The sequence below is a fragment of the Niveispirillum sp. FG156 genome (genome assembly GCF_057809555.1).
The window spans coordinates 1-23,071 of the sequence record NZ_JBMDKE010000032.1; the positions used below are offsets into that span (position 1 = coordinate 1).

22 protein-coding genes are annotated in these 23,071 nt (G+C 65.2%); 18 read left to right on the forward strand and 4 right to left on the reverse strand.

The annotated features are described in order from the left end of the window. A partial coding sequence (locus ACODSP_RS19480) for a tetratricopeptide repeat protein (protein WP_488967211.1) occupies positions 1-4,983 on the reverse strand: 4,983 nt, incomplete at its 3' end. A 165-nt stretch (positions 4,984-5,148) separates the two neighbouring features. On the opposite strand from ACODSP_RS19480, the gene pseB reads away from it, so the two are divergent. The 18 genes from pseB (at position 5,149) to ACODSP_RS19570 (ending at position 19,423) form a co-directional block, all read left to right on the forward strand. Beyond that, on the forward strand, positions 5,149-6,174 hold the full coding sequence (gene pseB, locus ACODSP_RS19485) for a UDP-N-acetylglucosamine 4,6-dehydratase (inverting) (RefSeq protein WP_488967212.1): 1,026 nt from the start codon (positions 5,149-5,151) through the stop codon (positions 6,172-6,174). Further along, on the forward strand, positions 6,171-7,388 hold the full coding sequence (gene pseC / locus ACODSP_RS19490) for a UDP-4-amino-4,6-dideoxy-N-acetyl-beta-L-altrosamine transaminase (protein ID WP_488967213.1): 1,218 nt from the start codon (positions 6,171-6,173) through the stop codon (positions 7,386-7,388). Before pseB ends, pseC begins: the two co-directional genes overlap by 4 nt. Before the next feature lie 4 nt (positions 7,389-7,392). Beyond that, positions 7,393-8,157 (forward strand): SDR family NAD(P)-dependent oxidoreductase, encoded by a 765-nt coding sequence (locus ACODSP_RS19495; protein ID WP_488967214.1) that lies wholly within the window; start codon positions 7,393-7,395, stop codon positions 8,155-8,157. Further along, positions 8,154-8,639 (forward strand): Rieske 2Fe-2S domain-containing protein, encoded by a 486-nt coding sequence (locus ACODSP_RS19500; RefSeq protein WP_488967215.1) that lies wholly within the window; start codon positions 8,154-8,156, stop codon positions 8,637-8,639. Before ACODSP_RS19495 ends, ACODSP_RS19500 begins: the two co-directional genes overlap by 4 nt. After that, entirely contained in the window at positions 8,633-9,511 is an 879-nt protein-coding gene (locus ACODSP_RS19505; protein ID WP_488967216.1) for an RHO alpha subunit C-terminal catalytic domain-containing protein, read from the forward strand. Before ACODSP_RS19500 ends, ACODSP_RS19505 begins: the two co-directional genes overlap by 7 nt. After that, positions 9,508-10,074, forward strand: a complete 567-nt coding sequence (locus ACODSP_RS19510) for a GNAT family N-acetyltransferase (protein WP_488967217.1) — start codon at positions 9,508-9,510, stop codon at positions 10,072-10,074. The genes ACODSP_RS19505 and ACODSP_RS19510 overlap by 4 nt, the downstream gene beginning before the upstream one ends. A gap of 449 nt (positions 10,075-10,523) precedes the next feature. Beyond that, the gene (locus tag ACODSP_RS19515; protein WP_488967218.1) at positions 10,524-11,630 is read left to right on the forward strand and encodes an aromatic ring-hydroxylating oxygenase subunit alpha; all 1,107 of its coding nucleotides are present in this window, start codon (positions 10,524-10,526) and stop codon (positions 11,628-11,630) included. Between the two features lie 19 nt (positions 11,631-11,649). Then, positions 11,650-12,648, forward strand: coding sequence for a KpsF/GutQ family sugar-phosphate isomerase (locus tag ACODSP_RS19520; protein ID WP_488967219.1), 999 nt, complete (start codon positions 11,650-11,652; stop codon positions 12,646-12,648). 61 nt (positions 12,649-12,709) lie between these two features. Next, positions 12,710-13,066 carry a hypothetical protein gene (locus ACODSP_RS19525; protein ID WP_488967220.1) on the forward strand — a complete coding sequence of 119 codons (357 nt, stop codon included), beginning with the start codon at positions 12,710-12,712 and terminating at the stop codon, positions 13,064-13,066. A gap of 75 nt (positions 13,067-13,141) precedes the next feature. Continuing rightward, positions 13,142-14,188: a pseudaminic acid synthase gene (pseI, locus tag ACODSP_RS19530; protein ID WP_488967221.1), complete on the forward strand. Its 1,047-nt coding sequence runs from the start codon at positions 13,142-13,144 to the stop codon at positions 14,186-14,188. Next, on the forward strand, positions 14,188-14,931 hold the full coding sequence (locus ACODSP_RS19535; protein ID WP_488967222.1) for a cytidylyltransferase domain-containing protein: 744 nt from the start codon (positions 14,188-14,190) through the stop codon (positions 14,929-14,931). Before pseI ends, ACODSP_RS19535 begins: the two co-directional genes overlap by 1 nt. Positions 14,932-14,946: 15 nt before the next feature. Further along, entirely contained in the window at positions 14,947-15,177 is a 231-nt protein-coding gene (locus tag ACODSP_RS19540) for an acyl carrier protein (RefSeq protein ID WP_488967223.1), read from the forward strand. A 4-nt stretch (positions 15,178-15,181) separates the two neighbouring features. Further along, complete coding sequence (locus ACODSP_RS19545) at positions 15,182-16,012, forward strand: alpha/beta fold hydrolase (protein ID WP_488967224.1); 831 nt, start codon at positions 15,182-15,184, stop codon at positions 16,010-16,012. Beyond that, the gene (locus ACODSP_RS19550) at positions 16,009-16,263 is read left to right on the forward strand and encodes an acyl carrier protein (RefSeq protein WP_488967225.1); all 255 of its coding nucleotides are present in this window, start codon (positions 16,009-16,011) and stop codon (positions 16,261-16,263) included. The genes ACODSP_RS19545 and ACODSP_RS19550 overlap by 4 nt, the downstream gene beginning before the upstream one ends. A 5-nt stretch (positions 16,264-16,268) precedes the next feature. Continuing rightward, entirely contained in the window at positions 16,269-16,448 is a 180-nt protein-coding gene (locus ACODSP_RS19555; RefSeq protein ID WP_054169144.1) for a hypothetical protein, read from the forward strand. 41 nt (positions 16,449-16,489) lie between these two features. After that, entirely contained in the window at positions 16,490-17,644 is a 1,155-nt protein-coding gene (locus tag ACODSP_RS19560; RefSeq protein ID WP_488967226.1) for an AMP-binding protein, read from the forward strand. Further along, entirely contained in the window at positions 17,641-18,369 is a 729-nt protein-coding gene (locus ACODSP_RS19565) for an SDR family NAD(P)-dependent oxidoreductase (RefSeq protein WP_488967227.1), read from the forward strand. Before ACODSP_RS19560 ends, ACODSP_RS19565 begins: the two co-directional genes overlap by 4 nt. Before the next feature lie 16 nt (positions 18,370-18,385). Then, positions 18,386-19,423: a ketoacyl-ACP synthase III gene (locus ACODSP_RS19570; RefSeq protein ID WP_488967228.1), complete on the forward strand. Its 1,038-nt coding sequence runs from the start codon at positions 18,386-18,388 to the stop codon at positions 19,421-19,423. On the opposite strand, the gene ACODSP_RS19575 is transcribed toward ACODSP_RS19570, so the two are convergent. From ACODSP_RS19575 to ACODSP_RS19585, 3 genes are all read right to left on the reverse strand, one after another. Beyond that, positions 19,407-19,868 carry a flagellar biosynthesis repressor FlbT gene (locus ACODSP_RS19575; protein ID WP_488967229.1) on the reverse strand — a complete coding sequence of 154 codons (462 nt, stop codon included), beginning with the start codon at positions 19,866-19,868 and terminating at the stop codon, positions 19,407-19,409. The two genes, ACODSP_RS19570 and ACODSP_RS19575, sit on opposite strands and share 17 nt — an antisense overlap. A gap of 216 nt (positions 19,869-20,084) precedes the next feature. Next, on the reverse strand, positions 20,085-22,004 hold the full coding sequence (locus ACODSP_RS19580) for a flagellin N-terminal helical domain-containing protein (protein ID WP_488967230.1): 1,920 nt from the start codon (positions 22,002-22,004) through the stop codon (positions 20,085-20,087). 460 nt (positions 22,005-22,464) lie between these two features. Further along, positions 22,465-22,941: a hypothetical protein gene (locus ACODSP_RS19585; protein WP_488967231.1), complete on the reverse strand. Its 477-nt coding sequence runs from the start codon at positions 22,939-22,941 to the stop codon at positions 22,465-22,467. Positions 22,942-23,071 lie beyond the last annotated feature (130 nt).

The following is a 23,071-nucleotide window of genomic DNA, read 5'->3' on the forward strand; positions in this document are numbered from 1 at the left end:
CGGCGTTTGAGGGCCGTCTTGATGCTGACCATCGGTCAGCATCAAGACGGACTGGTATAAGGCCTTCAGCGCCGTGACCACCGCCGGCACCTGCGATGCCATGGGCGCCTGGGATGCCGGCGTGAAGACCCGCATGCTGGCAAACCAGGGCCGCACAGCAGTACCCAGCCTTGTCCAATCCAGCGGCCCCGACAGGCGCCAGACGGGCACGCCCAAGGCACCCGCCATTTCCCCCACCGCCGTGGCCACCGTGATAACCAGATCCAGCTGTGCCGTCAGGGCCAGGGCCGTTTCCAGATCATCGCGCAGATCGACCCCGTCCCAGCGGTGGATATGCACGCCATGGGCTGCCTCCACCGCCGCAATCTCCTCCTCCGCCCCGTCATATTGCAGGGAGACGGCCTGGACACCGCCCATGCGCAGCAGGGGCAGCCAGTCGGACAGTTCCGTATAGGCCGCCTCCCGCGCAGCTGTCCGCAACTGGCTGCGCCAGCATAGGCCGATGCGCAGCCCGGGCGGCAGGGCCGCCAGCCTGTCGCGCCATAACGGGGCCAGGTCGGAACACGGCGACAGAAACGCCGCCCCATTCCAACCCGCGATATCAAGGGCCAGAAGCAGGGGCAGGCTGCCCGCCGGCACATGGCAATCCACCGCCACCGCTGTTCCCTCGGCCATCACCGTGGCAAACGGAAAGGCCCGCGCCAGGATCGGCACCAGCCGCGGATCGGTCCAGAGGGTGACAGAGCCACCCAGCCCCGACAGCCTTCCATAATGGGCCGCCATCATCACCTGATCGCCCAGCCCCTGTTCCCCCCAGACCAGCAAGCGCCGGCCCGACAGGGGTGTTCCGTCCCAGCGGGGAACGGATGGTGGGCCGCCCCAGGCCACTTCCCCACTGTCAAACCGCGCCTCATGCCGGGTCCAACCGGCCTTCAGGTCTCCCTGCCCCAGGGCCAGCAGCGCATCATTATACAGCGCGCGGGCAAAGCCGGGCCGGATGGACAGGGCGCGGGACAGGGCAGCACGGGCACCCGGCACATCACCCTGACCCGCCATGTCCAGCGACAGATTGACCGCCGCCTCGGCATAGGTCGGATCGATGGACAGGGCCTTTTCCTGCGCCTGCCGCCCCCCCGCCGCATCCCCCAACGCCGCCCGGCACAGGCCCAGCTCCCCCCACGCGTCCGGCATGTCCGGGGCACGGGACAGGGCCTTCTGCTGGTATTCCGCTGCCTCCCGCCACCGCCCCAGATGGCGCAGCGCCACGCCCAGATTGACCAAGGCACGGGGATAGTCGGGCCGTTGCGCGAGCGCACGGCGGCTGGCCTTCTCCGCATCGCCGTAACGGCGCAGTTCGACCAGCGTCGCACCCAGATTGGCCCAGGCCTCTGCATGGTCGGCGCGGCGGGACAGGGTCTGCCGGAACGCCTTCTCCGCGTCTGCGAACCGGCCCAGCGCCTTCAGAAGGCTGCCACGTGTGTTGTGGGCATTGGCATATTCCGGATCAAGAGCCAGCGCCCGATCAACCAGGGGCAGCGCGTCCGCCGCACGGCCCCGTTGCAGCAACACCTGCGACAGCAGATGCAGGGCATCCACCTCGTCGGGCTGTGCCCGCAGGACGGCGCGGTACCCCTGTTCCGCGCCCACAAGATCACCCAGGCGATGTCGCTCCACCACCGCTTCCAGGGTGGGCGGTGCCGCCGGCAAGGTCGGGGCAGTGAGCAGGTGATTCAATCCCCGCACCATGGCGGGCACGACCTCGCGCACCGGATCTGCAATGAACAGCCGCATCGCTGGATACCAGGGCCGGACTGCCATACCCAGCGCCGACCAGTCGTGCCGGTTCTGGAACCGCCAGACCGGCACCCCCAGCGATGCCGCCATTTCCCCGACCGCCGTCGGCGCGCAGATCACCAGATCAAGCCCGGCCATCAGGGCCGCCGCCGCCTCCAGATCATCCTTCAGGTCGATATCGGGGCATTGATGGACCGTGACGCCCCGGGCATCGCGCAATGCCGCGATCTCCGCCACAGCCCCATCATATTGCAGGCTGACCGGCACGATGCCGGGCAGGGTCAGCAGCGGCAGCAGGTCGGCCAGGGACAGATAGGCCTGTTTACGATCCCCCTCCTGCCGCTGCGACCGCCAGCAGAAACCGACGCGCAGGCCCGGCGGCAGGCAGTCCAGCCAGGATGCCAGATGCTGCGCGCGGGCGGGGTCTGGCTTCATCCAGCCTTTTGCATGGGGCGGGAAGGCCGACAGGCCCGGACGCAGAATGGATGGCAGGTCACCCAGCGGACAATGAAAGTCCGCATCACGTGGATCGGGTGTTTCGGCCCGCGCCACGATCGCCGGATAGGACCGGGACAGAAGACCCGTCAGGCGGGGATCGCATTCGACGATCACCTGGATGCCGGCGGCCTGCAGGTCGGCGATCAGGCCCGCCCACAGGATTTCATCCCCCAGCCCCTGTTCGCGCCAGACCAACAGACGCTTGCCGGCAATATCCTGGCCCCGCCATTCCGGCATCGCCATCTGTCGCACCGGATTGGCCTGACCGGCGGCAAAACGGACGCGGTAATCGGCCCATCCCTCCGCCAAATCCCCCCGCGACAGCCGCAGATGCGACCGGTTCCAGCGGGCCAGCGCATTATCTGGATGCGTCGCCAGCAACCGGTCCAGCAGGGCCAGCGCCTCCCCCTCCCGCCCCTGGATTTCCCGAATACGGGACAGGTCGGTGATGGCGGGCGGGTAATCAGGCACCAGGGCCAGCGCCTTATCCAGTGCCGCCTCCGCCCCTCCGGGATCACCGTTGCGGAACAGGGCATAGGCAAGGCCCGTCCAGGCCTCCACCTGATCGGGCGACAGGTCCAGCGCGGTGCGGAAGGCCGCCGCTGCCTCGGCAAAGCGATGACCGGCGCGCAGGGCACCGCCCAGGTTGATCCAGCCGGAAACCAGCGCCGGGTCTGCCGTTACCGCATCACGATGGGCGGCGGCGGCGGCGTCATATTGTTCGCGCGCCTGCCGGATCAGGCCCAGCGTGTCATGGACATGGGGCGAGATGCCGGGACCAGTCAGCAGCGGCGCCAATTCGGCTTCCGCCGCGTCCAACTCACCCAAATCCAGCAGGCAGCGCACGATATTCACGATGGTGACCGCATGGCCGGGCCGCAGCGCCAACGACTGCCGATACCGGTCGCACGCCGCCGCCGCTTGGCCCTCCGCCCGCAACGCAGCACCCAGGCGGGCCAGCAGCAGGGCATCACCGGGCCGCAGCCGCGCCGCCCGCTCCAGCAGCGGCACCGCCTCCCCGGCCTTCCCCTGCTGCATCAACGCATGGCCCCGGCGATGCAGATCGTCCGCGTCCTGCGCACCCTCCCCCTCGCCCACCGCCCCACTGATCAACATCGTGGTCAGGTCGCGGGCCATCCCGGACAGCAGCGAAGCGAAATCCTGATCGGCAGGCCTGCTGTAGCAGCGCATGTTGGGATACCAGGGCCTGACATCCGTGCCCAGGCGCGTCCATTCATCCTCGCCACCGATGCGCCAGACCGGCACGCCCAGCGCCCCCGACAGTTCCGATACCGCCGTCCCCGCACTGATGACAAGGTCCAGCGCGGCGGTCAGTGCGGCCACCCCGTCCAGGTCATCGCGCAGATCGATATCCGGGCGAAACTGGTTGATCCCGTCCGGCAGGGCGGCCTTCATTTCCGCCACGGTGGCCGGTTCATCCAGATCATATTGCAGCGGCACCCAACGGATACCCGGCAGCGCGAGCAAGGGCGCGAAGTCGCTCAGGCTTGGATAAAGCCCCGCCCGCTCCCCCGATTTCAAACCACTGCGCCAGCAGAAGCCGACATTCAGCGCCGGACCGTGGCTGTCCAATACCTGGCGCCAGCGGTCGGTCCCGGCCCCGTCGGCCAGCAGCCAGGGCCGCCCCGGAAACCGGGACAGCACCGGTCGCGCCATGCGCGGCAGGCTTCCGGCGGAGATCTGCAAATCCGCGCTGGGGGTCGCCCCCGTCGCCGCCACCGTCAGATGCGGGAACGACCGCGCGAACAGCGGCACCAGCCGGGCATCGCATTCCACGGTCACCGGACCGTCCAGCCCCTTCAGGTCCGGGAAGATGCTGGAAAACAGGATCTCATCCCCCAGCCCCTGTTCCGGCCAGATCAGCAGATGCTTGCCCGCCAGCATGTCGCCCTGCCAGAACGGGATATCCAGTTCCCGCCGGGGCTGACGCAGGCGGGCACGGAACCGTTCCTCATAATCGGCCCAGCCCGGTTCCAGGCGCCCATGAACCAGATGGTCCAGCGCCAAATTGAACCGCGCCACCGGTTGATCCCGGTCCAGTTCCAGCGCCCGCTGGAAACAGGGCACCGCCTCGTCGCTCATCCCCTGGCGGCGCAGAAGCGTGCCCAGATTGGCATGGGCCACCGCCAGATCGGGGTTCAGCGACAGGGCCTTGCGCTGACACTGCTCCGCCTCCTCAAACCGGCCCAGTTCCAGCAGGGCCACGCCCCGGTTGGACCAGGCATCGGCCCGCGTCGGCGCCAGGGCCAGCGCTTGGCGCGCCGCCTTCTCCGCCTCCGCCGGCTGGTTCAGGTCCAGCAACACGGCGGCAAGGTTGGATTGTGCATCAACCAGATCGGGTTTGACGGCCAGTGCTGCGCGAAACGCCCGCTCGGCGGCACGGAACTGCCGCACCGCCATCAGCATGCCGCCCAGATTATTCTGGATCGCGGGCGATCTCGGCGCTGCTTCCGCCGCCGCCTTGACCCGGTGCAGCCCTTCCTCGGCCTCGCCCGACTGCCAAAGCGCCAGGCCCAGCAGATGCCCCGCATCAACGTGCCCCGGCCATCTTGTCAGGATTTGCCGGTAAAGCGCGATGGCCCCGGCCAGATCACCTTGTTGATGACGCGCGATGGCCCCATCCAGCAGACGGTCGGGCGAGTCGGTCGGGGGCGGTGGCTTGCGGTCCATTTCCGGTCCGTCTGGGGCGGGGTGCGGCCACCTTAGCCCAAGGACATCGCCGCATCCAACAAGCTTGGGATGAGGTGAAAGCCCCAATCTGCGGAAATACTTAACCCTGCCCGCCAAACTGGCTAGCATACGCATCCTGCCCGCCCGTCAGCGAACCGGATTGAGATGAGCACAGAGCCCACCCGCGCCCCCGCCCTGTTTAAGGGCGCGTCCGTCCTGATCACTGGCGGCACCGGTTCCTTTGGCCGGCAATTCACGCGTTTCCTGCTGAAACATGGCAAGCCGCGCCGACTGGTCATCTTCTCGCGCGATGAATTCAAGCAGTATGAGATGCAGCAGCAATTCGCGGACATGGATAACCGCGACGTCCTGCGCTTCTTCATCGGCGATGTCCGCGATCAGCAGCGCCTGTCCATGGCGATGCGGGAGATTGATTATTGCATCCACGCCGCCGCCCTGAAACATGTGCCCACCGCCGAATACAATCCCATCGAATGTATCCGCACCAATGTGAACGGGGCGGAAAACGTGGTGCAGGCGGCACTGGCCAACAAGGTAAAGAAGGTGGTGGCGCTCTCCACCGACAAGGCGGCCAGTCCTGTTAACCTTTATGGTGCCTCCAAGCTGGCATCTGACAAGATTTTCGTGGCGGCCAACAACCTGTCCGGCTCCGTCGGCACCCGCTTTGCCGCCGTGCGCTATGGCAATGTCGTGGGGTCACGCGGGTCGGTGGTGCCCTTCTTCCGCAAGCTGATTGAGGAGGGGGCCAAGGAACTACCCATCACCGATGACCGCATGACCCGGTTCTGGATCACCTTGAACAAGGGTGTGGATTTCGTCGCCACCTCCTTTTCCATGATGCAGGGGGGCGAGATTTTCGTGCCCAAGATCCCCTCCATGCGCATCGTCGATCTGGCCCACACCATGGCCCCGACCCTGCCCCACCGCATTGTCGGTATCCGCCCTGGTGAAAAGCTGCATGAGATCATGATCACCGAGGATGATGCCCGCCAGACGGTGGAACTGCCCGACCGCTACATCATCGAACCCGCCTTCAAATGGTGGGATCGCGGCCCCTATGCCAAGCAGGGGGCGGTGCCCGTTCCCGATGGCTTCAGCTATCGCAGCGACACCAATCCCGAATGGCTGTCAGAGGATGCGATGCGCGCCCTGCTGGAGCGGCCTTCGTGAGCAAGGGTCCCTTTCTGCCTTATGGGCGGCAATGGATTGACGAGGCCGACATCGCCGCCGTGGAACAGGTGCTTCGCGGCGACTGGCTGACCCAGGGACCCAGCATCGGCTGGTTTGAGCGGTCCTTTGCGGAGAAGGTGGGGGCACGCCATGCCATCGCCTGCGCCAACGCCACCGCCGCCCTGCATGTCTCGATGCTGGCGCTCGATCTGAAGCCAGATGACGCGGTCCTGGTGCCCAGCGTCACCTTCCTGGCCACTGCCAATGCCGTCCGCTATGTCGGTGCGCAGGTGGCCTTCACCGATGTCGATCCCGATACCGGCCTGACGCGCCGCCAGGACGCGGAGGAGGCAATCGCGCGGGCAGAGGCCCGGGGCTGGCGCGTGCGGGCCATCGCGCCCGTGCATCTGGCGGGGCAGACAGCCGACATGGCGGGCCTATCGGCGCTCGCCGCCGAACGCGGCCTGATGATTGTGGAGGATGCGGCCCATGCCGTCGGCACAAGCCTGACCGGGGCGGATGGTGCCATGGTGGCTGTCGGTGCCTGCGACCGCTCAAGCCTGGCCTGCTTCTCCTTCCACCCCGTCAAGACCATGGCGACGGGTGAGGGCGGCATGGTCACCACCAATGATGACGCGCTGGCAAAAAAGATGCGGGCCGCCGTGTCCCACGGCATGACCCGCGACCCGACCGATTTCACCAACCCGACCGCCGCCCTGGCCGCCGATGGCAAACCCAACCCCTGGTATTATGAGATGCCGGAACCCGGCTTCAATTACCGGATGACCGATATCCAGGCGGCCCTGGGCATCAGCCAGCTGGCAAAACTGGATGCTTTCGTGCGCACCCGCGCCAAGCTGGTCGCGGCCTATGACACGGCCCTGGCCCCACTGGCCCCGATCCTGACACCATCGGCCCGCATGCCGGGCGTGGCGGCGGGCTGGCATCTCTATGTCGCGCTGATCGATTTCGCGGCCCTGGGCATGGACCGGGCCGCCTTCATGGCCGCCCTTCGCCAGGATGGGATCGGTGCCCAAGTGCATTATATTCCCGTCCATACCCAGCCCTATTACCGGCGTCTTTATGGCGATTTGCATCTGCCGGGTGCCACTGGCTGGTATGATCGCTGCCTGTCCCTGCCGCTTTATCCCGCCATGTCCATGGCCGATCAGGATCGGGTCGTGGACGCTCTGACGCGCATCATCAAGGGATAGTCCCATGCCCGCCATCATCAATCCCATGGACCTGTCGGGCCGCCATATCCTGGTCACGGGTGCCTCTGCCGGTATCGGTCGCGCCACGGCCATCCTGGCGGCAAAGCTGGGGGCACGCGTCACCATCACGGGCCGGGATCAGGGGCGGCTGGCCGCCACCCTGGCCAACCTGCCCGGCGACGGGCACCGCGCCGACAGTTTCGACCTGTCCGCCATCGATGCCATCCCCGCCTGGATGAAGGCGGCGGCGCAGGCCAATGGCCCCTTTGACGGTCTGGCCCATTGCGCCGGTATCCAGACCCTGCGCCCCATCCGCATCTTCCAGGCCGATTTCTTCGATGATGTGATGCGCACCAACCTGGGCGCCTCGCTGGCGCTGGCCAAGGGTCTGCGACAGAAGGGGGTGAAGGCGGACAAGGCCAGCCTTGTCTATATCTCCTCCACCGCCGCCACCGCGTCGTCGCCTGCCAATGTCGTCTATGCGGCGGCCAAGGGCGGCATCATCGCCGCCACCAAGGGCCTGTCGGCGGAGCTGCTGCCCGATGCCATCCGCGTCAATTGCGTGGTGCCCAGCATCGTGATGACCGAACTGATCGAACGCGGCTTTGAAAAGCTGAATGCCGATCAGATCGCGCATCTGGAAAAGTTACAGCCGCTGGGCTTCGGCCATCCCGACGATGTGGCCAACGCCATCTGCTTTTTGATCTCGGACGCAGGCCGCTGGATCACCGGCACCTCCATGGTGGTGGATGGGGGCCGCACGGCATGAGCGGGTGGGTGCTGCTGGCCCATGGTGATGATCTGGCGGCGCACGGTTGCTGGGCCACGGGCTGGATCGGCGCCATTCCGGTGCTGGTGCGCAATTTCAACGGCACCCTGCGCGGCTTCCGCAATGTCTGTTCCCACCGCTTCGCCCTGATGCTGACGGAACCCACCGGCAAGGGTCCGCTCCGCTGCCCCTATCACGCCTGGGTCTATGATCAGGATGGGGTGCCCAAGGCCATTCCCTTCAATGACAGCGATTTTCACCTGGACGATGCCGCGCGTCAGGCCCTGGCCCTGCCCGCCATCGGGGTCACTGTGGCCGGTGGACTGGTCTTCGCGCATCTGGACCCGGATGCTGCCCCCGCCATCCCCGCTGGCTGGATGGTAGGCGGTGACAGGGAACGCACCCTTCCCGATGGCTCCGTAATCGGCCCCGGCCCCGCCATCCTGCATCGCGCATCGGCGCGGCGGGAGGGGGCATGCTGAATTACGACACGCCCCCACCCCGCCGCGACCTGCTGCCCCCCCACTGGTTCCATGACCAGGATTCCTTCGCCACCGAACAGGCCGCCCTTGCCACAGGCCTGCCCTGGCGCTTTGCCGGGCTGACCGATGAAGGGGTTACGGGCGACGCCGCCTGTGGCCCCTTCCTGTTCCGGCGCCAGACGCCCGACGCCCCGCCGCTCACCGACTGGCTCGGCCCCATGGCGGACCATCTGTCTCTGCTGTCCGCCGCACTCGACAGCCCGGTGGCCAGCGACAGCACCGACTTTGCCGCCAACTGGAAAATCCTGGTGGAGAACACCCTGGATGATTTCCACGGCTCCACCGTCCATCCGCAGACCATCCACCCCGCCGTCGATGCCGATTGGCGTCGCCACCTGCACACCGACCGGTTCGGCGCACATAGCCGCTCGCAATGGAAATTGTCGGAAGGTACTGCCGCTTGGTGGGAAAAGCTGGTGGCACGTGGGGCCTTGCGCCGTTTCGCGGTGCAGGACCTTTACGACCATTGCTTCATCTTCCCCGATCTCTATGTCGCCAGCTTCCACGGCACCATGGTCATCGTCCACCGCGTGGTGCCGCTGGCCGTGGACCGGACCCGCCTGGAATGGCGGACCTTCCTGCCCGCCGGGTCCGATGATGCCAAGGCCGCCAGCTTCCGGCGCGGCCTTGTCTCCATGCTGGCGGCATCGGCCCGGCAGGTGATCGATGAGGATCGCCCCTTGTGCGAACAGGTGCAGCAGGCGCGCATCGCCGCCACCGGCCCCGGCATCCTGGGCTGGCGTGAACAACGCATCGGCGATGTGCATGCGGCGCTGTCCGCCCTGCTGCCGACAAATGGGACCGCCCCATGACCAGCGCCCTGACCTTCCGCCTGCCCACGCCCGACGATGCCGATTTGCTGCTGACCTGGCGGCGCCTGCCCGAAATCGTCGAACAATCCTTCAGCGAGGTCCCCGACGATATCGACCGGCAGCGCACCTGGATCGACCGCTCCAACGCCCGCACCGACTATGTCCACCGCATCATTCAGGTCGATGGCATCGATGTCGGCTATGGCAGCATCACCATCACCCACGCCGATTGGAAGATCGGCACCATCGGCGTCTATATGGGCGACCGGCGGGGCCGTACCGGCATCGGCGCGCTCAACTTCGCGCCCATGCTGAACCATTGCTTCCACACGCTGGGCCTGCGCAAGCTGGTCAATCAGGTGTTTTCCAGCAATGAGCGTGTGCTGAAGGGGCAAACCATGCTGGGCTACCGCCATGTTGGTGTCCTGCGCGACCACGCCCTGAAAAACGGCGAACCGCGCGACGTCCATCTGTTCGAAATGCGGGCCGCCGACTGGGCCGCCGTGCGCCACCGCTTCGGCCTGTTTCAGGACATGGACGGGCAGGTTGTGGGGGAGGTCTAAATTGCCCCAAAGCCTTCTTTCTGATATGGTCTTTCCCATCAACGCCCGATCTGCGCCCACCCCAAACCAAAGCCATCGGCTTTGGGTATGGGAAAGCCGTAAGCGGTGAAACACCCCCTTATTTTGTGTTCCACTTGGTTGCACAGACTGCCAGATTTCGGAGATACCAACATGTCGGAGCCGGTAAGACACAAACTCCGAAACAACAAGATTTTCGTGTTTCACAATGTTGCACAATGCCCCTTGGAGCGGGCTTCTTTTGACTGGAAGCGCGTTTTCTTCGTCATCCCGGCGAAAGCCGGGACCCAGCGTGAGGCGCGGTTAGCGCCGATATGACTCATGTCGCGGCGGACGCCGCTCTACGCTGGGTCCCGGCTTGCGCCGGGATGACGATAAGGGGTGCTTCCAGTCAACGTAAACCCGATCTAACCTAACCACAGGCTTCCCCGATGCTGGCCCACGCCGCCGCCCTGACCGCCGCCGATTACCGTGACGCGGATCGATACCGGGCCGAACAGCAATCCCTGTTCGCTAATGCCTGGCAGTTCGTGGGCTTCACGGATGAGGTGGCGGAACCCGGCTCCTGGCTGGTGCGGCAGATCGCGGGCCAGTCGGTCCTTATCCAGGATTTCGATGGCGAATTGCGGGCCCTGCGCAATGTCTGTTCCCACCGCTTCGCACAGTTGCGAGCAGGCGACGCGGGCACGGCCAGCGGCCCGCTCCGCTGCCCCTATCATGGCTGGACCTATGATCGCGACGGGGTGCCCGTCGGTATCCCCGGCAATGCCGATTGTTTCGGGCTGGACAGGGCGGACAAGCAGGCTTTGGCCCTGCCCCGCTATGAACTGGACCGGATCGGCCGGTTCCTGTTCGTGCGGCTGGTTCCCGGTGGGCCGTCCCTGCTGGACTTTGTGGGTCCGCATGCGGGCCTGCTGCTGGCCCTGTCCGACGGCATGTCCGCCCCCTTCGCTCAGGACGCGCAGCCATGGGCCGCCAACTGGAAGGTGGGGGTGGAGAATGTGCTGGAGGTCTATCACGTCGATGCGGTCCATGCCGAAAGCTTCCGCACCGTGGTGGATGGCTCCTGGCGCGTGGTGCCATCGGGTCCGCATTCCATCGGCTATGCCGGCATCCGGGCAGAGGCGCAGCGCTGGTGGGAAGGGGCGGGCAAACGCCTGGGCCTGATCCCCGTCGATGCCGTGGCGGGGGTGGAGGGCTATGTCCACCTGCTGCTGTTCCCCAACCTCGCCATCGGCATCACGGCGGGACGGATGATGAGCGTGCAGACGCTGGAGCCGACGGGACCGGAAAGCTTCACCCTGCGCTATCGCCTCTGTCTGGCCAAGGCCAGGGACGGGGCCAGCAAGGCTGCCCTGGCCGCCGTCACTACCCATCTGGCAGCCTTGAATGAAAAGCTGCTGTCGGAGGATCGGGCCGTCTGCGCCGCGGTGGGTGCCGGCCTGCGCCATGTCGAAGGGGCAGCCCTGCTGGGCGCGAACGAGGACCGCATCCGTCATTTCCATGCCACGATCCAGACCTTATGTAAGGCCAACTGAACGCCATTCGGACTTTGAGATGACCCATCGTGACGACCCGGCCCTGATGGCCGCCGCCGACCTGCTGCGGATTGAGGCCAAGGCCGTGCTGGCCCAGTTGGACAGCCTGGACGCCGATTTCCTGGCGACCGTCAGCCATATTGCCAGCGGGGCCGGCAATACGCTGGTGGCGGGCGTGGGGAAATCCGGCCTGATCGCGCGGCTGCTCTCGTCCAAACTGGCGTCGGTGGGGGCGCAGGCCTTCTACTATTCCGCCCTGGATGCCCTGCATGGCGAACTGGGCGCGCTGCGCGAAGGCGACCTTGTCATCCTGCTGTCCAACAGCGGCCAGACCCAGGAACTGATCGACCTGGGCAAGGTGGCGGCCCGGCGCGGGGTGAAGGTGGCGGCCATGGTGTCGCGCGTGCCATCGGGCCTGTCACGGATCGCAGACTGGACCCTGCGCTGCCATGTGGAGCGGGAGGCAACGGAAACCAAGCTGCCGACCGCCAGCACCACCGCCATGCTGGCCCTTGCCGACGCGCTGGTCGTGGCTGTCGCCAGCCGGCGCGGCTTCACCATCGCCGACTATGGCGACAATCATCCGGGCGGCACGCTGGGCATCGTGCTGGCCGGCAAGGTGCGTGACCTGATGGTGAAGACGCCCGAACAGGTAGCCCTGGTCACGGGAGAACAGCCGATCTTCGAAACCCTGCTGGCCATGACCCGCTTCCCCAACGGTGCCGCCCTGGTGGTGGATGGGGCAGGCCGGCTGACTGGGATCGTGACCGAAGGCGACATCCGCCGTAGACTTGCCGCCCATGGCAAAACCTTCCTGGAGCGGGATACGGGGGCCTGCATGACCTCGCCCGTGCGCCGGACCTGCGGCCCCGATGCCACGGCGCTGGAAGCGCTTGAAATCATGGAAACACCGCACCAGATCAATGTCTTGCCGGTGGTGGACGGCGAGGGTTTCCCGCTCGGCCTGCTGCGTTTGCACGATATTGCGGGGCTGGAGGTTGAAAAATCGCTGGGTTGACCGGCGGATTTCTGCCTAATGTCGTACAAGGATATGTTGTGGAAACAAGAAGGGCAGTCCGGTGAAGGAGATGCGCACCCTGGGCTTCACAGAACGTGAGGCGATCCAGGCCATCATCGATCTGATGCGCAAGCAACGGCTGGAACTGCCGGTCGGCCAGGTCGTGGGGCTGGAGCTGCATGAGGACCCCGTCTCGGCAGAACTGATCATCGAGGATGATAACGGCAAACGCACGCACCTGCCCCGCAATGCGGCGGAACTGGCCGCGTCCCTGGTCAATTACTGCATCGGTCGCAAGATCCGCCTGCCCTCCATGTCGAACAAGTTCGTGGAGGTCATTGCCGGGTCGCTGAACCTCATCATCTATCTCGACAATGTGGAAAGTGCAGCCACGAAGAAGATGACGCGGCGGGCCTGATCTCACCGGCCCGCTTCCTCTCGGGCCTTACACGATGCTACCATGGTGCCATCGCTTTCCCATCCGGCATCAGGCATGACCCGTTTTCCCGACCGATTCCAGCCCGGCCAGCGGCCTTTCCTGATCGCGGAAATGTCGGGCAACCATAATGGCGATATCGACCGCGCCCGCCGTCTGATCGATGCGGCGCGCGATGCCGGTGCCGATGCCGTCAAGATACAGACCTACACCGCCGACACCATCACCATGGATGTCGACCGTCCGGAATTCCGGCTGGAAGGCGGGTTGTGGGCCGGCAAGACGCTGTATGAGCTGTACCAGGAGGCGCACACCCCCTGGGAATGGCACGCGGCCCTGTTCGACCATGCGCACGACGCCGGCATCGCTCTGTTCAGCAGCCCGTTCGACCCCACCGCCATCGACCTTCTGGAAAGCCTGAATACACCCGCCTACAAGATCGCCAGCTTTGAACTGATCGACCTGCCTTTGATCCGAAAGGCCGCCGCCACGGGCAAGCCGCTGATCATGTCCACGGGCATGGCCTCCCTGGGGGAAATTGCGGAGGCTGTGGCGGCGGCGCGGGAGGCTGGCAACGACAATATCGCCCTTCTGCATTGTGTCTCGGGCTATCCGACGCCGGTGGAGGATTGCGACTTGGCGACCATCCCGCATATGGCGCAGGCCTTTGGCTTGCCCGTCGGCCTGTCGGATCACACGATGGGTGTGGCGGTGCCGGTCGCGGCGGTGGCCCTGGGTGCCGTTATCATCGAAAAGCACTTCACCCTGGCTCGCGCCGATGGCGGCCCGGACTGCGCCTTCTCCCTGGAACCGGCGGAGTTCAAGGCCATGGCGGAGGCCTGCCGCGTGGCCCATGCCGCCCTGGGCGACATCTCCTACGCCCTGAAACCATCCGAAGCGGGCGGGCGGACCTTCCGCCGCTCCCTCTATGTCAGCCGCGATGTGCCGGCGGGGACGGTGTTGACCGACGCGGATGTGCGCTCCATCCGTCCCGGCCTGGGTCTGGCGCCCAAACACCTTCCCGACGTGCTGGGCCGGACCGCCGCCCGCGACCTGACGCGGGGGGAGCCGGTGGATTGGACCATGCTGGGCAAGGCCCCCTGATGGCCCCCCGGATCATCGGCATCATCCAGGCCCGCATGGGCTCCACCCGCCTGCCCGGCAAGGTGATGATGGCGGTGGCCGGCAAAAGCCTGATTGCCCACCAGATCGACCGCCTGCGCCGTTCCCGCCATCTGACGGGCCTGTGCGTCGCCACCAGCGATTTGGCCCAGGATGATGCGCTGGCCGCCCATGTGGAGGCGTTGGGCGTGCCGGTCTTCCGGGGCAGCGAAGGCGACGTGCTGGATCGTTTCTACCGGGCAGCCCTTGCCCAGCTGGCCGATATCGCCGTGCGCTTCACCGGCGACTGCCCGCTGATCGACCCGGCCCTGGTCGACGACCTGATCACGCTCTACCGCACTGCCGACCCACCGCCGGCCTATGCCGCCATCGATGTCGCCCGCTACCCGCGCGGGCTGGATGCGGAAATCGTTGGGATGGCGGATCTGCGCGCCGCCTGGGAAGAGGCGACGGAGCCGTTCGAACGGGAACATGTGATGCCCTTCCTCTGGCGCCGGCCCGACCGGTTCCGGCTGAATTGGCTGTCCGATCCCACGCTGGAGGCACCCTGGCGCTGGTGCGTCGATACGGAACAGGATCTGATCCTGGTACGGCACTTGCTGGAAACGCTTTTGCCCGTTAAGCCAGCGTTCGGCTGGCGCGACGCGGATGCGGCGATGCGCGCCCACCCGCAATGGGCGCTGATCAACCGGGATGTGGTCCAGAAGACCCTTCCCCCGACCTGACGTGAGGAGTGTGTCATGACGCGCGCTGAATTCCTGGCCGCCCTGGAAGAGATGCTGGAAACCGATGCCGGCAGCCTGTCGCCCGACACGCCCCTGGACAGCCTGGACAGCTGGGACAGTCTGGCCGTCATCAGCTTCATCGCCCTGGTCGATGAACATTTCGACCATGTCGTGGCCGGTGAGGATCTGGCCAAGGCCAAGACCATTGGTGATCTGCTGGCCCTGACCGGTGCCGACCGCGCCTGACCCCATGTCCGCCCTGCCCCGCCCCGCCATACCCATCAGCCGCATCAGACGGCAGGTGATCGACCTTGCTGGCCGTCCGGCCGCCTGGATCAATGGCGGGCGGCTGGGTATCGGGGAAGGAACGCTGCGGCCCCTGGTGCTGCTGCATGGTCTGGCCGGCGATGCCCTGACCTGGCAGTTCAATCTAGCAGCGCTTGGCACCGACCGCGCGGTGCTGGCCCCCGACCTGCCGGGCCATGGGTCCAGCACGCTGGAGGTCGGGCCCGGCCATGTCGATGATCTGGCAAGCTGGGTCGGCGACCTGATCGATGCCTGGGGTCTGTCCCAGGTCGATCTGGTGGGCCATTCGCTGGGCGCGCGCATCGCCCTGTCGCTGGCCCATCAGCAGCCAGCCAAGATCGGGCGTGCCACCCTGATTGCCTGCGCCGGGCTGGGCAGTGATCTTGACCATCAGTTCCTGGACAGTCTGGCCGATGCATCAGACCTGGAACAGTCGCGGCTGGCCGCGGCCAAGCTGTTTGCGGAACCGGGGCCCCTGGTGGAGCCGACGGCACGCGCCCTGACGCTGCGCCAGTCGGTGCCGGCCAACCGGGCCGCGATCAAGGCGCTGCTGGATGCCAACCGTGCCGATCTTTCCGAACGGCTGGTAACCCGCGATTGGGCGCCAAAGGTGCCGGTGCAGCTGATCTGGGGGGCGCAGGACAGTATCGTTCCACCGCCTTCTCCTCAACTGGTCCCGACCGGTATTCCCTTCCATCTTCTGCCCGGCGCCGGCCACATGCCGCATGTGGAGGCGGCCAGCCGCGTCAACGCCCTGATCGGGAGCTTCCATTGACCGACACAAAGAGCATGCTGGACCTGATCGCCCGCGAAACCGCCCGCATCCTGGCCGAAAAGGGTGAAACGGCGGCTGCCCCCGTGACGGCGGACACCGCGTTCCTTGACGGCCCCCTGCCCTTTGACAGCCTGGACCTTGCCACCCTGATCGTGGCGTTGGAGGGGGTGACGGGCAAGGACCCGTTCCGTCAGGGCTTCCGGCAGTTCAACACGGCTGGCGAACTGGCCGCCCTTTACGCCGTCGCGTGATGGCCATGCCCGGCATCTGGGGATGGATCGGCATCGGCGTCCTGCTCTACCTGCTGCTGCTGGCCCGCAGCGCCTGGAAGCAGGGGGAGTTCAAGCAGTTCCTCTGGGGTATGGTGATCGTCGCGGGCCTGATCGGCTTCGTCGGCGGGGTCATCTGGGCCTGGATCACCATCGCCAGTGGCTGAAATCCTTGGAATGCCATCCCACCCTGCCGCATGATGGCGCCATGCATGACGCCGCCCCCCCATCCTGGGTCAATCCCGCATTCCGCCTGGTCACAGGTGGCCGGACTTGGACATGGCCCGACCTGCGGGCCATGGCGGGAAACCTGCCCGATGGCCCGCTGTCGGCGGACGGCAAGGACCTGCCACGGCTGATCGCCAGCCTGCTGGCGGCATGGAACCGGCAGGTGCCACTTGCCCTGCTGCGGGGTGGCCTGCCGGCACCCGACACTGTTGAAGCAATGGGCCGAACGCTTCTGCTGGAAACCTCGGGCACCACGGGCACGCCAAAGCGTATCGCCCGGTCATTCGACGATGTTCTGCGCGGGATCACGGGCACACGCGGCGGGGATGGCGGCAACTGGCTGCTGACCTACGATGCCTGCGGCTTCGCAGGGTTGCAGGTGCTGCTGACGGCCATGGCCGGGGGCGGGCAACTGCTGGCCGATCCCACGGCGGACGCCGCAGGTCTGGTGCGGCTGGCCGTAACCGGCGGTACCAGCCATATCAGCGCCACACCCAGCTTCTGGCGTGTGCTGCTGCTGTCAGGCGCTGCGCCGCCATTGGCCCGCATCACGCTGGGCGGAGAGGCGGTGGACCAGCCGCTGCTGGACGCGCTGGCCAGACGCTTTCCCGGTGTGCCCATCCGCTGCATCTACGCCTCGACTGAGTTGGGGCGTCTGTTGACCGTGGCCGACGGCCGGGAAGGATTTCCCGCCGCATGGCTATCGCAGCCACCGGATCAAATATCATTCCGTATTCAGAATGATATATTGGAAGCTAGGGTGGGCTCTGTCTGGCATGATACCGGCGATCTGGTTGAGATTGACCGTGACCGGATATTATTCCGTGGCCGGAACGACCTTGTCGTCAATGTCGGCGGCGCCAAGGTAAACCCCACCCTGGCCGAACGACGGCTGTTGGCCCTGCCGGGGGTCACCGATGCTGTGGTCTATGGCGTGCCCAACCCCATCACCGGCGCCATCCTGGCCGCCGACATCATCGCCCCCGGCTGGCACGCGGATGAGGGGTGGCGGATGCTGGCAACGCAGGCTGTTGCCGACCTGCCGCCCCCTGCCCGTCCCCGCCGTCTGCGCCTTGTCGAGGCGCTCCCCCTGTCAGCCGCCGGCAAGAAGCGCCGCATCGCGGAGGAAGCATGACCCGTACCGTGATCGTCACCGGCGGCAGCCGGGGCCTGGGCCTCGCCCTCACCCGCACCCTGCTGGATGCCGGCTACAATGTGGCGACCTGCAGCCGCAGTCTGGGCGATGCCCTGCCGGCCCTGCTGGACGCCCATCCCGACCGTCTGTTCTGGCAACAGGCAGAGATCGGGGAGCCTAGCTCCACCCAGTCCTTCATCGACGCCACGGTGCAGCGTTTCGGGGCCCCCTGGGGCCTGGTCAACAATGCCGGCATCGCACGGGAAGGGATACTTGCGACCCTGCCTCTGGTAGAGGTGGACAGCCTGATCCAGACCAACCTGACGGGGGCCATCCAGGTGGCACGCGCCGTCCTGCGTCACATGCTGTCGCGCCCCGGCGGGGGCCGGATTATCAATATCTCCTCCATCATCGGGCAGCGCGGCTATACCGGCCTTACCGCCTATGCCGCGACCAAGGCGGGGCTGGATGGGCTGACCCGCGCCCTGGCGCGGGAGGTGGGGCGGCGGCAGATCACGGTCAACAGCGTCGCCCCCGGCTATCTGGACACGGAAATGTCCGGCACCCTGTCGGCAGGGCAGCGCGACCAGATCGTGCGGCGCACCCCCATGGGCCGTCTGGGCACAGCCGATGATGTGGCGCCTGCCATTCTGTTCCTGCTGGGCGATGGCGCGCGCTATATTACCGGGCAGACGCTGACCATCGACGGCGGCATCACCTGCTGATCGGAAGGTAAGGCGCATGGCCCAGGCCCGCATCAACGGCATCGCCCTTCGCGGCATCGTCTCCGCCCTGCCGGTCGGGGTGGAGGATGTAACGCATCTGGCAGCCCGGTTCGGCGGCGATCAGGCACAGAGGATTGCCACCGCCACCGGCATCCACCGACGCCACATCGCGGCCACCGGCCAATGCATGTCGGATCTGGCCCTACCGGCGGCACGCGACCTGCTGGGCGGGCTGGGCTGGGGTGACGACTCGGTCAATCTGCTGATCGTCGTCACGCAGACGCCGGACCATCCGCTGCCGGCCACCGCCTGCCTGCTGCAGCACCGTCTGGGCTTGGGCAAGCAATGCGCCGCCTTCGATGTCAGTCTGGGTTGTTCCGGCTATGTCTATGGCCTATGGCTGGCGGCATCGTTGCTGGCCGGGATGGGGCGCGGTCGGGCACTGCTGGTGGCGGGTGACACGACAAGCCGGACCATGGCCCCTGACGACCGCTCCGTCGCGCCCCTGTTCGGGGATGCCGCCACCGTCACGGCCCTGGAATGGGACGCGGATGGCGGCTGCCTGACGGTGGACACGGGCACCGATGGGGCCGGCGCGCCTTATCTGATCCAGCCCGGTGGCGGCGCCCGGCAGCCCGACGGCCCCCTGCTATTCATGGATGGTACCCAGGTTTTCGCCTTCACCCTGCGGGAGGTGCCGAAAACCATCGCGGCCACCCTGGCCCTCGCCGGCACCGACATCAACGGTATCGACCATGTCGTGCTGCATCAGGCGAATGAGATGATGCTGCGGCGACTGGGTGCGAAGATCGGGGCGCGTGAGGATCAATTGGTTCTGGCGCTGGCGGATCGGGGCAATACCAGTTCCGCCACCATCCCCCTGGCCATGACCGACGCGCTGCCCGGTCCCCTGATGTCGTGCAGGCGGACCCTGCTGCTGTGCGGCTTCGGGGTCGGCTGGTCCTGGGGTACCGCCGTCTGGACCACGGGTCCGGCACAGGTCTGCCGGACCCTATTGGTGGATCAGACGGGCACCGTCATTCCGGCTGGTTGATCACCGGGCGACGGCGGACCTTGGTCACGACCACCGGCGCCTTGGCCTGCTTGTCCGCAGCGTCACCAGCACCCGACGCTGTCTCAGCCGGAAATAGCTTCCGGCAGATTTTCAGCGCGCGATAGTAGTTCCCGGACTGCACCAGCGTCTGAACGTCGTCAAACAAGCCCGACTCGGCAGGGTGCGCCAGCCGCGCCTCTTCCAGGATGATGCCGAACTTGATCAGGTTCAGTTCCGCATCCTCGGGGAAGATGTAGATCAGCTGGATAATGAAATAGAGCTTCTTCTCGATCGTGTCGCAGTTCTCTTCCTTCAGGATTTCCCGGCCCCGCAGGAAATTAACCTTGTTGTAGAAGAACAGCGAAACCGGATGATCGCCGACGCCCAGAACGGCCCCGTTCACGATCAGCTTCTCACCCGGACGCAGAACAAGTTTTAAAGGCACGGCAGCATTTCCCGTTCAAGGACGCACGAGCCCGCTCGGCGGCGTCCATACTGCACAAGGAAGTAAGCCAGCCACCCCCCGGCGGTCACGAAAAAACGCACCAGCACACCCGAACATTTTGCCCCAGGGAGGCTGGCATGGGGAGGTGAATACCGACCAGAATCAGGAAAGGCGGGCTTTTGGCCCGCCTTTCCCTTTGCCTTACGGCCCTGTGGCTTAGAACAGCCGCAGGATCGACTGCTGAGCCTGATTGGCCAGCGAGAGGGAGATGGTGCCCAGCTGCTGACGGGTCTGCAACAGCAGCAGGTTCGCGCCTTCCTCGTTCTGGTCGGACTGGACCAGCTTGTTTGCACCTTCAACCAGAACGTTGGAGAACTCGTTGGTGAAGCTCTCGCGGGTCTGGATGACGTTCAGGTTGGTCGACAGGGCCTGAGAGGCGCTGCGCAGCGTGGAGGTTGCGAAGTCCAGGCTGGCAACAGCCTTGTCGATATCGGCACGGTCCAGGAAGTTGTTCTGGGCATAGTCGACACGCAGGCCCTGACCGTCCGTCGTCACATTCCGGCTGACCACCTGGATGTTGGAGGTGTTGTCGGCGTTGAACTGAACAGCCAGATCGTTCTCGGTGTTGGCGTCGGTACGCTGCACCGTCGTCAGGTTGGCGGGCAGAGCGGAGGAAGCAGCGGCCTTGATCGTCGAAGCATCGACGGTCACACGAACCGTACCGCTATCGAAGTTCAGCGAGTTCTCGCCTTCGCTCAGCTTGGCATTGCCACGGGCATTGAGGCCCGAGCGTTCCACGGTCACGCCATTGAGGTTGGTAGCCGACAGGGTGATGTCGACATTCTTCTCAATGCTTGAGACGCCATTTGCCGACGTACCCTTGGCTTCCAGCAGAGCGCGGTCAACCGTGAAGGAAACCGTGGTACCGGAAGAGAAGGTGACCGAGATCGCCTTCTGGGCCGCGTTGGTGGAGCTCGCACCCAGCGTAAAGCTGGCACCGGTACCACCCGTCAGGTCAGAGCTGATCAGAATTTCAGCGGAATTGGCGCTGGCATCCGTGTTGTAAGCGACATTGAAGCGCTTACCGGTATCGTCAGAGTCAGCGCTGGTCAGGGTGCCGCCAGAGGTGATGTTGGTACCGTCGAAATCGGCACCGCCGGAAATGGCACGGGCCAGACCCTCGGCAACCTTGGCGCGGCGCTGATCAGGGTTGTAGGCAGTGCCCGTGGTCGAGTCGGTCAGATCGGAGGCCTTGGCCGTGTAGCTGAACGACTGACCATTGATCGTTGCGGTGAAGGTGTCACCTTCTTCAACCGAGCCGCTGATGGCGATCTTCGAAACCTGCGCAACACCGGTCGTGGCCGTCACACCGGCGGTAACCGTGCTGGCAACAGCAGACTGGGTGTTATCGAAGAACTTGAAGGTACGGGATTCGCCGTTTTCCGTCACAATGGCCGTACGCTCACGACCGCTGTTACCACGAATCTCCACGCTGATGTCGGAGAAGTTGCCGGACGTGGCCGAAATAGTGCCGGAGACCTTCAGAGAAGCCAGACCGCGGGCATCTTCAGCCTTAGCGATATCTTCCAGGTCGGCGCTGATGGCGCCGGTGCCGCTGATCTTCACCGAGTAAGTATCGGCACTGACGACGTTGGTGACACGGCTGTTCGACAGGCCAGAGATGCTGTTCACACCCTTGCGGCTGTCGGAAGTGCTATCCAGCGTCAGACCATTGCCCTTCAGCAGGTTCTTACCCTGATAGCCGCTATCGCCAGCGATCTTGTCGATCTGATCCTTCAGGCGATTGAACTGCTCCGCCAGCGACTTACGCGCGGCGATGGAGGAAGCATCATTGCCGAGATTGGAATAAGCAGTCGTGGTCAGACCACGGGCCTGCGCAACCAAATCCTCAATGGCGGTGATACCCTTATCACCGGCCTGGATGGTGCTGATGGCCTGGCCCATCGCTTCCTTGAGGCTCGACAAATCGCCCGCCCGGGTATTCAAACCCTTCGCAGCGAAGAACGAGTTGGGGCCGTCAAGAGCGGAATTGACCTTATTACCGGTCGCCAGACGCGACTGGATGGACTCGACCTGCTTGTTCGTCTTCTGCAGGAGCAGAAGGTTGTTACGCATACCAGCGGTCAAGCTGACGTCATTAGAAGACATAGTGTCTCTCCTTTGGAGGTATGATCCACCCGAATTTTTCGGGTTAAGTGGATGGAACACCTAATTGGGGGAGGAGTCAAGCCGTTTAACGGCAGACGCCAACACCTATACATATGGACAGATCGCACGCCAGCTCAGCAGACGACACAGATCAGTCACCCAGCCTTTTCTGCTTCTGCCGGAACAGAAGCTACAGATCTCAGATGTGCACGGCCTAACCCCTGACGCCAGCCCGGAACCGCCGGGATCAGGATTTTTGTGGCATTGCTAAGCTCACGCGCGGGGTAGCGTGGATAACGCACCGTGTCACAGAGGCGTCAAATAAATCCAGACGGCAAACCAGAACAATTCAACCAAGAATTAAATAAAATGCCGGAGACCCGACGGGTGCTCCGGCATATCAAGATCAAACGGTCGAAAATGAAAATCAGGCGACGAAATTGACCGTCCCCACCACGTTGCCGCCGCCAGCGATCACCACGGTCGGTGATGCCGCCACAGTCGGCGAGGCGGTGCCCGTGCTGGCACCGGCAAAACCCGCGGGGGGGGAGCCGCTGATTGCGCTGATCCCGCTGCGGGCCAGGGCAAGAAGCTGATTCCCACCGGAACGTTCACCCGTACTGGAAGATGCTTCCGAAACACCTGCCTCCCGGCCACGCAGCTGATACTCGCGAACAACGCGCTTCGAGGGATACTGGGTCTCGACGTCACCGCTACCGCCATCGCGGAACAACAGAACAGCAACCGCTGCATCGCTGTCATATTGCAGGACGGGACTGACATAAGGCAGGCTCGATGAACGGATCGGAGGGGCTTCGGCCAAACGCTCCTCAGCCGCGGCGCTGCTTTGCGTCACCGCAGACACATAAGGCGTTGATACGCTCCTGATCCCCTCAATCTGCATGGCCGTAAGCCTTCTCGTAGACCGGTGAACATTAGCGCAGTTCAACGGAACACGCAAACGGAATCTTTGAATCCGCTAAATATGCAGAATCATTGAGGAGTCACAAACCCCATACCCATTATGCGGATGA